Below are 7,680 nucleotides of genomic sequence, written 5' to 3' on the forward strand. Positions count from 1 at the left end.
CCTTCGGCAGCTCCTACAGGGAAATGCATTCCAGATTGTAGGAGCTGCCGAAGGCTGCGATCTTTTGCTTTTTCAGTTGCCGCGTTTGCTGTTGATCTGCCGCAGGCGATTGCCTTCGAAGCGCAGGTATTGATACATGCCGTTGCTCGGGCCGTAAGTCCATTCCTCGACCTGAAACTCCTCGCGGCGATTGGCGCTGCGCTTGTAGCCCAACACATCACGGCTGACCGGCTCACCGCATTTCTGCAGGACTTCGCTGGACCGGTCGCCAAGGCTGATCAATTGACTGCCGCAGCGCAGAGTATCGGACGCCGAGGCGTGACTGGCCGCGAGCGTCATTGCGAGCAAGGCCAGCCACTGAAGTTTCATCACTCGGCATCCAGATGCATTTGCGTGACCACGCGGCCATCGCTTTCGGCCTCGCCAAGGTTGGCGTCGATGAAGTACACGCGGTCGTCTGCCAGTTGGCCTTTATCGACCAGATAATCCTTGATGCTGCTGGCGCGGTCCTGACCCAACTGACGCAACAGCACGTCGCTGCCACTCCAGAACTTGATCACGCCTTCGCGCATTTTCGCCGTACGTTCTTCCTTGCCCAGATCCTTCCATTCCGCCGGTGGCTGGGTTTTCAGGCGGGTGCGGTAAATGCCTTCGAGCAGCGGACCTTTCTCGCTGTCCGGCACTTGCAGCAACGACGCCTGCGCCGGGACTTTATCGCCGCGACGCTGGAGCATCTTGTAGTAGTTGTACTGGTATTCACGTTCCAGACGCTGCTCGGCGAGCAATGGGCCATCGCTGCTTTGCGCGGCAGTACCCTCGATTTCCAGGCGCAGTGCCGGACGTTCCTTCAGTGCTTGGGACAGTTTGATCAGCGCCGCTTCGGCATCCTTGCTCAACTCGCTGGAGCCGGGCGCAAACGACACAGTGCCAAGGTCTTGCGAACTGCCACCACTGATCAGCCCGCCAATCATTTTGAACGGCGCGGCGGCGGCTTTGACGATCAGGTTGCGCAAGGTCTGCCAGACAATCGGCATCACGCTGAATTGCGGGTTGTTCAAGTCGCCGGTCACCGGCAATTCGATGGAGATCTTGCCGTCGACGTCCTTGAGCAGGGCAATCGCCAGTTTCAGCGGCAGGCTCACGGCATCCGGGCTGTCGACTTTTTCGCCGAGCTGCAATTGTTCGACCACCACTTTGTTTTCGGCTTTGAGCTGGCCCTTGGTGATCAGGTAATGCAGGTCGAGGTTGAGCCGACCCTTGCGAATGCGGTAACCGGCGAATTTGCCGGAGTAGGGCGTCAACGTCGTCAGTTCGACCCGTTTGAAACTGGTGGCGATGTCGAGGCTGGCCATCGGGTCGAACGGATTGACCGCGCCCTTGATGGTCACCGGTGCATAGCGGTCGACCTTGCCTTTGATGTCGACGCTGGCCGGTTTTGCCTGGCGGCTGTCGATGGTGCCGATCTGGCCGTTGAGCTGCTGCACGGCGGTGGCGAAGTTCGGCGTCAGGCTGAAATCGGCGAAGTTGGCCGAGCCGTCATTGATCGCGATGCCACCGATGTGAATGCCCAGCGGTTTTTCGTTGCTGGCTGGTTTGGCTGCTGTGCTTTTTGCGCCACTGTCAGCGGGCTGCGGGATCAGCAGATCATCAATGTTGGTGGTGCGATCATCGTTGATCATGAACCGCGCGTACGGCTGGAACAGGTTGATCCTGTCGATCGACAGGCTGTCGCCGTGCTGATAATTCAGGCCTTCGACCACCACTTGCTGCCACTTGAGGAAGTCGCGGGTTTTCAGGGTGTCGAGGGTGTGCAGTTGATCGATCTGCGCACGTCCGGTGACGCTGAGTGCCAGTGGTTCTGTGCTCTTGAGATTGACCTTCAGGTCACTGCCGAGCATGCCGCTGCGCAGTTCCAGGCGAATGAAAGGATTGATGTAGGACTGTGCGACGCGCAGGTCGATGTCCTGGGTTTTCACGTTGAGCTGGGCGTTGACCGGGGCGAGATTGACGGTGCCGTCGGCGGTGATCTTGCCTTGCTTGCCCACGCCGCTTTCGAGCTTGAGCTTGAAGGGCGAGCCGTTGAGGCTGTCGAAATCCTGCAGGTCGACGTTGAGTGGGGTGATATCCAGTGCTACTGCCGGTTGGGCCGAGCGGTCGGCCAGATGCACGGTGTAGTTACGCAATTGCACGTCTTTGAGCAGCACTTGCCAAGGCTTGCTTGGCGCAGTCGGTTCAGCTTTCGGCGAGTCGGCAGCGGCGGGCGTGCTGGCAGGTTCTGCGGCGGCTTTGGCGGCCGGTTTCGACGGTTGGCTGGCGAACAGTTTCTGCCAGTCCAGTTGGCCGTCAGCTTCGAGCGCCGCCCAGGTTTCCAGTTTGTTGCTGCGGATCTTGCCGACCACGACTTGTTGCTTGGCCAGATCCAGCGAGGTTTCGCTGATGTCGAGACGTTCGAGTTTTGCCAGTGGGCGTCCATCAGGCGCCTTGATCGCGAAGGGCGCGATGCTCACTGCGACATTGTTCAACTGCAGTTCGGTTTCTTTCGACAGATTGAGTTTGTATTCGCTGCTGAGACTGATCACGCCGTCTTCAAGTACCAGCGGCACCGAGTCTCGCACGTAGGGCCAGAAGGCTTTCATCTTGCCGTCGGTGATTTTCAGGGTGCCTTCGGAAGTGAACGGGATCAGGCTGAAATTGCCACTCCAGTCGATCCGGCCACCGGCCGGGCCGATGGCGACCAGGGTCATGTCGGCGCTGTCTTCGGGCAGGGTGCTGAGGTTTTTCAGCTCGAAGCTGAGATCGTCGTAGAGAAACTCGATGGGTTCGCTGGGGCGCACGTCCTCAAAGTGCACGACGCCGCCGGCCAGTTTGATGTTGTCGATGCGCAGCGGGAACGGTTTGGCGTCCGGGTCGGCTGGTGTCGGCTCACTGGCCGGCACATTGAACAGGCCCAGCAGGTTGAGTTTGCCGTCTTTGGCGAAAAGGATTTCGCTCTTTGGTTTGTCCAGCTCGATGTTGGACAGATGCAGGGCTTTGGTCCACAGGCTGTCGATTTGCAGGTCGGCGTACAGGCGATCGAAGCCGATCTGTTCCTTGCCCGGCTCGCCGATGACCAGTCCCCACAGGGTGACTTCAAGGCTGAACGGGTTGAGCTCGATGCGCTGGATATGCGCAGGCACCGTCGCGTAGGTGGCCAGTTGCTGATTGGCTACCCGCAGAGCGATGCCCGGCAAAATCAGAAACCCCAGCAGGCTGTAGAGGGCCAGAGCAGTCAACAAGGCGCCAATCGCGCGAATCAATCCTTTGGGCATGTGCGGCTTCATCTGTCTGAATCGGAGTGCCTTGGAGTATGGCACGCGATTCTGGTTCCGAAGTACCTCGCATGGAGCAGGATTGTTCAGATTTCTCTCAAAACACAGAACCCCTGTGGGAGCTGGCTTGCCAGCGATGAGGGAATACCAGTCGACAACTTTGTTGACTGACCCACCGCAATCGCTGACAAGCCAGCTCCCACAGGGTTGTTTATAGCTGCAGGATCAGGGTTTTCAGCGGCGGTTGCTGGTCCATGGACGGGAAGTCGGCGCCCGGGGTCATCACGCTCCACTCACGCACCGGTCGCCCGGCCTTCTCGGCGCAGCGCAGCACCTGTTCGCGCCAATCGTCCATGCTGACTTTCGCCAGGTTGTTGCAGCAGATCAGCACGCCGTTGTCGGCGGTGGTCAGCAAGGCCGGTTTGAGCAGGCTCTGATAGTCGCGCAGCAGGTCGACGGTACCGAATGCGCTCTTGGCCCAGGCGGGCGGATCAAGCAGGACCAGATCGTATTGACGCTGATCGAGGCGCTGGTAGCTCGGCAGTTTCTGCCCCCGACGCTGGCTGATCGGCAGGCCGGCGAGTTGCCGGATTGCCGGGAAGTAGTCCGACTGAATGAATTCCATCTCCGGCAACTGCGGGTTAAGCCGACCGTTTTCGCGTCCGACCGCCAGATTGCCTTCGGCGAAATCCAGATTGCACACTTCACTCGCGCCGCCGGCGGCGGCACTGAGGCCAACGCCGCAGGTGTAGGCAAACAGGTTGAGCACGGATTTACCTTTGGCGTGATCCTTGACCCAGCCGCGCGTGTTGCGCAGGTCGAGGAACAGCAGCGGATCCTGCCCGGCATGACGCCCGCGCACGCGGTAATTGAGGCCCCATTCGTGACCGACCAGATCAACCAGTGCGGCGTCTTCGGCTTTGTAGACGCTGTCTTCACGGTCGATGCGCGAGTTGCCACGGGAGCGGTCGTTGTAGACCAGCAAGGTTTCCAGGCCCAGGGTTTGATTGACCATCGCGTGCAGTTGCAGCAGGTCATCGCGTTCCAGCGTCTGGTGAAAACTCTGCACCAGCAGTTGCGGGCCGTAGCGGTCGATGGTCAGACCGCCGGCGCCTTCCTGGCTGCCGTGGAACAGCCGATAGCAATAGGTGCCCTGGCTGTGCAGCACAGCGAGCAAGTCCTGGCGTTGATCGAGGGCGGCGCGCAGCGCCTGATTCAAGTAAGACATGCGGGCGCCTTGCTGGAGAGAATTGGGGCGCGGGAGTTTAGCAGCTTGGCGGGTAACCGAGGTGCTGCCTTCGCGAGCAGGCTCGCTCCCACATGGGAATGCATTCCAAATGTGGGAGCGAGCCTGCTCGTGAAGCTTTTTAGGTCAACAGGCCCATCCGCCGTTTCGCTCGCTGCACCGAACCATTGCGCATCGCCCAACGCAGCATCGGTGCGCTGCGCCTGACGCTGGCGCGAATCAATTGCCGTTGCAGCGAGCTCTGCCGGACATCGAGCATGTCGCTGGCCCAGTCCGGCAGCAGGTCGATGCCGGCCTTCATCATCAAATCACCAAAGGGTCGCGCCAGAACACTCGGTGCCGGTGCTGCGAGCAACAATCGCAAAACCTCGCGGCTGCGTTCATTGCACAACAACTGCGGGCGCATGCGTTGCAGATAGTCGGCCACGGCTTGCCGTGATTTCGGCACATCCCGCGCGCCCAGGCGTTCGGCAATCACGGCGATTTCCGCGTAATAACGATCCTGATCCGCCCCCGACAAATGCGGATTGCGATAACGCAAATGCGCGGCGAGAAAGTTACTGACTTCGGCCACATGCACCCACGTCAGCAAATCCGGGTCGCTCGCCGCGTAGGGCCGACCGTCCGGCGCCGTGCCTACCACTTGCAGGTGAATGGTGCGCACCTTCTCGATCAACCAGTCGGCGTCGCGTCGCGAGCCGAACGTGGTGCCGGATACAAACTGACTGGTGCGCCGCAAACGCCCGAGCATGTCTTCACGAAAATTCGAATGATCCCAAACCCCGGCCAGTGCCAGCGGATGCAAAGCCTGCAGCAACAACGCACTGATACCACCGATCAACATGCTGCTGAAATCGCCGTGCACTTGCCAACTGACTGAGTCGGGGCCGAACAGGCCGGGGTCGCCCTTGGGGTTTTCCAGGTCGAGTTGACCGAGCGACAGCCCGGTCAGGCTCATGAGTTGGTTTTCAATACGACTGCGGATGAATTCCATGACCACTCAGTGCGAAAGGGCGGGCGCGGTCGGTTGACCACGCCCGGGGTGTTACTGATTGAGGCGCTTGTCGATCAGTCCCTGCACCACACTCGGGTCGGCCAAGGTCGAGGTGTCGCCGAGGCTGTCGAGTTCGTTGCAGGCGATCTTGCGCAAGATGCGCCGCATGATCTTGCCTGAGCGGGTTTTCGGCAAGGCCGGCGCCCATTGGATCAAGTCGGGTTTGGCAAAGCTGCCGATTTCCTTGCTGACGTGGGCGAGCAGTTCTTTCTTCAGCTCGTCATTCGGTTCGGTGCCGTTCATGGGCGTGACGAAGGCGTAGATGCCCTGACCTTTGACGTCGTGGGGGTAACCGACCACGGCGGCTTCGGCGATGCTGTCGTGCAGCACCAGCGCGCTTTCCACTTCAGCCGTGCCGATGCGGTGGCCGGAAACGTTAATCACGTCGTCGATGCGCCCGGTGATCCAGTAGTCGCCATCCTCGTCGCGGCGTGCGCCGTCGCCGGTGAAATAGTAGCCGGGGTAGGGTTTGAAATAGGTGTCGACCATTCGCTGCGGGTCGCCATAGACGCTGCGGATCTGCGCCGGCCAACTCGACTTGATCGCCAGCACGCCGCTGCCGGCGCCTTTGATTTCCTTGCCGTGTTCATCGAGCAGCACCGGTTGCACGCCGAACATCGGTTGTGTGGCGCAGCCAGGCTTGATTCGCTGGGCGCTGACCAGTGGGCTGAGCATGATGCCGCCGGTTTCGGTCTGCCACCAGGTGTCGACGATGGGGCAGCGCTGTTCTCCTACGACGTTGAAATACCATTCCCACGCTTCAGGGTTGATTGGCTCGCCGACGCTGCCGAGCAATCTGAGGCTGGCGCGCGAGGTTTCTTTCAATGGTTCGGCACCTTCGCGCATCAACGCGCGCAGAGCGGTGGGTGCGGTGTAGAAAATATTGACCTTGTGTTTATCGATGACCTGCCAGAATCGTGAGCTGCTCGGATAACTCGGTACGCCTTCGAACATCAGCGTGGTCGCGCCGTTGGCCAGCGGGCCGTAGACGATATAGCTGTGACCGGTGACCCAGCCGACGTCGGCGGTGCACCAGAACACTTCGCCGTCGCGGTAATCGAGCACGTATTTGAAGGTCATCGCCGCTTGCAGCAAATAGCCGCCGGTAGTGTGCAGCACGCCTTTGGGTTTGCCGGTACTGCCGGAGGTGTAGAGGATGAACAGCGGATCTTCGGCGTCCATCGGTTCTGGCGGGCAATCGTCGCTGACATCGCGCACGGCCTGGTGATACCAGATATCGCGCCCCTCGACCCAGTCGACCTTGCCTTGGCTGCGCTCGACCACCACGACGGTGCTGACGTCCGGGCAACTTTGCAGGGCTTTGTCGACGTTCTGCTTCAGTGGCACGAACTTGCCGCCGCGCACGCCTTCATCTGCGGTGATCACCGTGCGGCAATCGGCATCGAGAATGCGGTCACGCAGGGAATCAGGGGAGAAACCGCCGAACACCACCGAGTGAATCGCGCCGATCCGCGAACAGGCGAGCATGGCGTATGCGGCTTCGGGGATCATCGGCATGTAGATGCACACCCGGTCACCTTTCTTCACGCCACGGCTTTTCAGCACGTTAGCCAAGCGGCAGACGTGGTGGTGGAGTTTTTTATAAGTGATTTGCGCCGACTCGGCGGGATCGTCGCCTTCCCAGAGCAGGGCGGTCTGCTCGCCGCGCTGTTCCAGGTGACGGTCGATGCAGTTGTAGCTGACGTTCAGTTTGCCCCCGGCAAACCAGGCGGCTTCACCGGTTTTCAGGTCGTAGCGCTGAACGGTCTGCCACGGCGTGCTCCAGTCGAGGAAACGCGTGGCCTGTTCGGCCCAGAAGGCCGTGGGGTGTTCAATGGATTCGCGGTAAAGCCGTCGATACTCATCCTGACTCAATTGCGCAGCCCGGCGGACGGCATCGGCTTTGGGGAACGTGCTGATATCGAACATGACGGTTCCTTATTCTTGTGGTGCGACAAGGATAAAGATGCGCTGATGGGGGGAAGGGATCAAGGCCGCCGCTCACCCTAACCCTCTCCCAAAGGGAGAGGGGACTGACCGAGGTGTTTGGGCTTGATACATCGACTTGAAAT

The 7,680-nt window shown here is 60.3% G+C and carries 5 protein-coding genes; all 5 read right to left on the reverse strand.

Going from position 1 to position 7,680, the window contains the following annotated elements; all coding sequences use genetic code 11:
- Positions 1–72: 72 nt before the first annotated feature.
- The 5 genes from PMI23_RS21515 to acs all read right to left on the reverse strand — a co-directional run bounded on the left by PMI23_RS21515 (position 73) and on the right by acs (position 7,537).
- Positions 73–369: a DUF2845 domain-containing protein gene (locus PMI23_RS21515; protein ID WP_007909909.1), complete on the reverse strand. Its 297-nt coding sequence runs from the start codon at positions 367–369 to the stop codon at positions 73–75.
- Positions 369–3,320 (reverse strand): DUF748 domain-containing protein, encoded by a 2,952-nt coding sequence (locus tag PMI23_RS21520; protein WP_007909910.1) that lies wholly within the window; start codon positions 3,318–3,320, stop codon positions 369–371. The genes PMI23_RS21515 and PMI23_RS21520 overlap by 1 nt, the downstream gene beginning before the upstream one ends.
- Positions 3,321–3,519: 199 nt before the next feature.
- The gene (locus tag PMI23_RS21525; RefSeq protein ID WP_007909911.1) at positions 3,520–4,536 is read right to left on the reverse strand and encodes a class I SAM-dependent rRNA methyltransferase; all 1,017 of its coding nucleotides are present in this window, start codon (positions 4,534–4,536) and stop codon (positions 3,520–3,522) included.
- Between the two features lie 139 nt (positions 4,537–4,675).
- Positions 4,676–5,548 carry an oxygenase MpaB family protein gene (locus PMI23_RS21530; protein ID WP_007909912.1) on the reverse strand — a complete coding sequence of 291 codons (873 nt, stop codon included), beginning with the start codon at positions 5,546–5,548 and terminating at the stop codon, positions 4,676–4,678.
- 51 nt (positions 5,549–5,599) lie between these two features.
- A complete protein-coding gene (acs, locus tag PMI23_RS21535) occupies positions 5,600–7,537 on the reverse strand; it encodes an acetate--CoA ligase (protein ID WP_007909913.1) in 1,938 nt (645 codons plus the stop codon).
- Positions 7,538–7,680 lie beyond the last annotated feature (143 nt).

It is taken from the genome of Pseudomonas sp. GM24 (assembly GCF_000282235.1).
Lineage (GTDB): Bacteria > Pseudomonadota > Gammaproteobacteria > Pseudomonadales > Pseudomonadaceae > Aquipseudomonas.

What these genes read in the sequence shown, in the direction of transcription:
- PMI23_RS21515 (WP_007909909.1), bottom strand. Translation starts at nt 369, where the DNA reads ATGAAACTTCAGTGGCTGGCCTTGCTCGCAATGACGCTCGCGGCCAGT.
- PMI23_RS21520 (WP_007909910.1), bottom strand. Translation starts at nt 3,320, where the DNA reads ATGAAGCCGCACATGCCCAAAGGATTGATTCGCGCGATTGGCGCCTTG.
- PMI23_RS21525 (WP_007909911.1), bottom strand. Translation starts at nt 4,536, where the DNA reads ATGTCTTACTTGAATCAGGCGCTGCGCGCCGCCCTCGATCAACGCCAG.
- PMI23_RS21530 (WP_007909912.1), bottom strand. Translation starts at nt 5,548, where the DNA reads ATGGAATTCATCCGCAGTCGTATTGAAAACCAACTCATGAGCCTGACC.
- acs (WP_007909913.1), bottom strand. Translation starts at nt 7,537, where the DNA reads ATGTTCGATATCAGCACGTTCCCCAAAGCCGATGCCGTCCGCCGGGCT.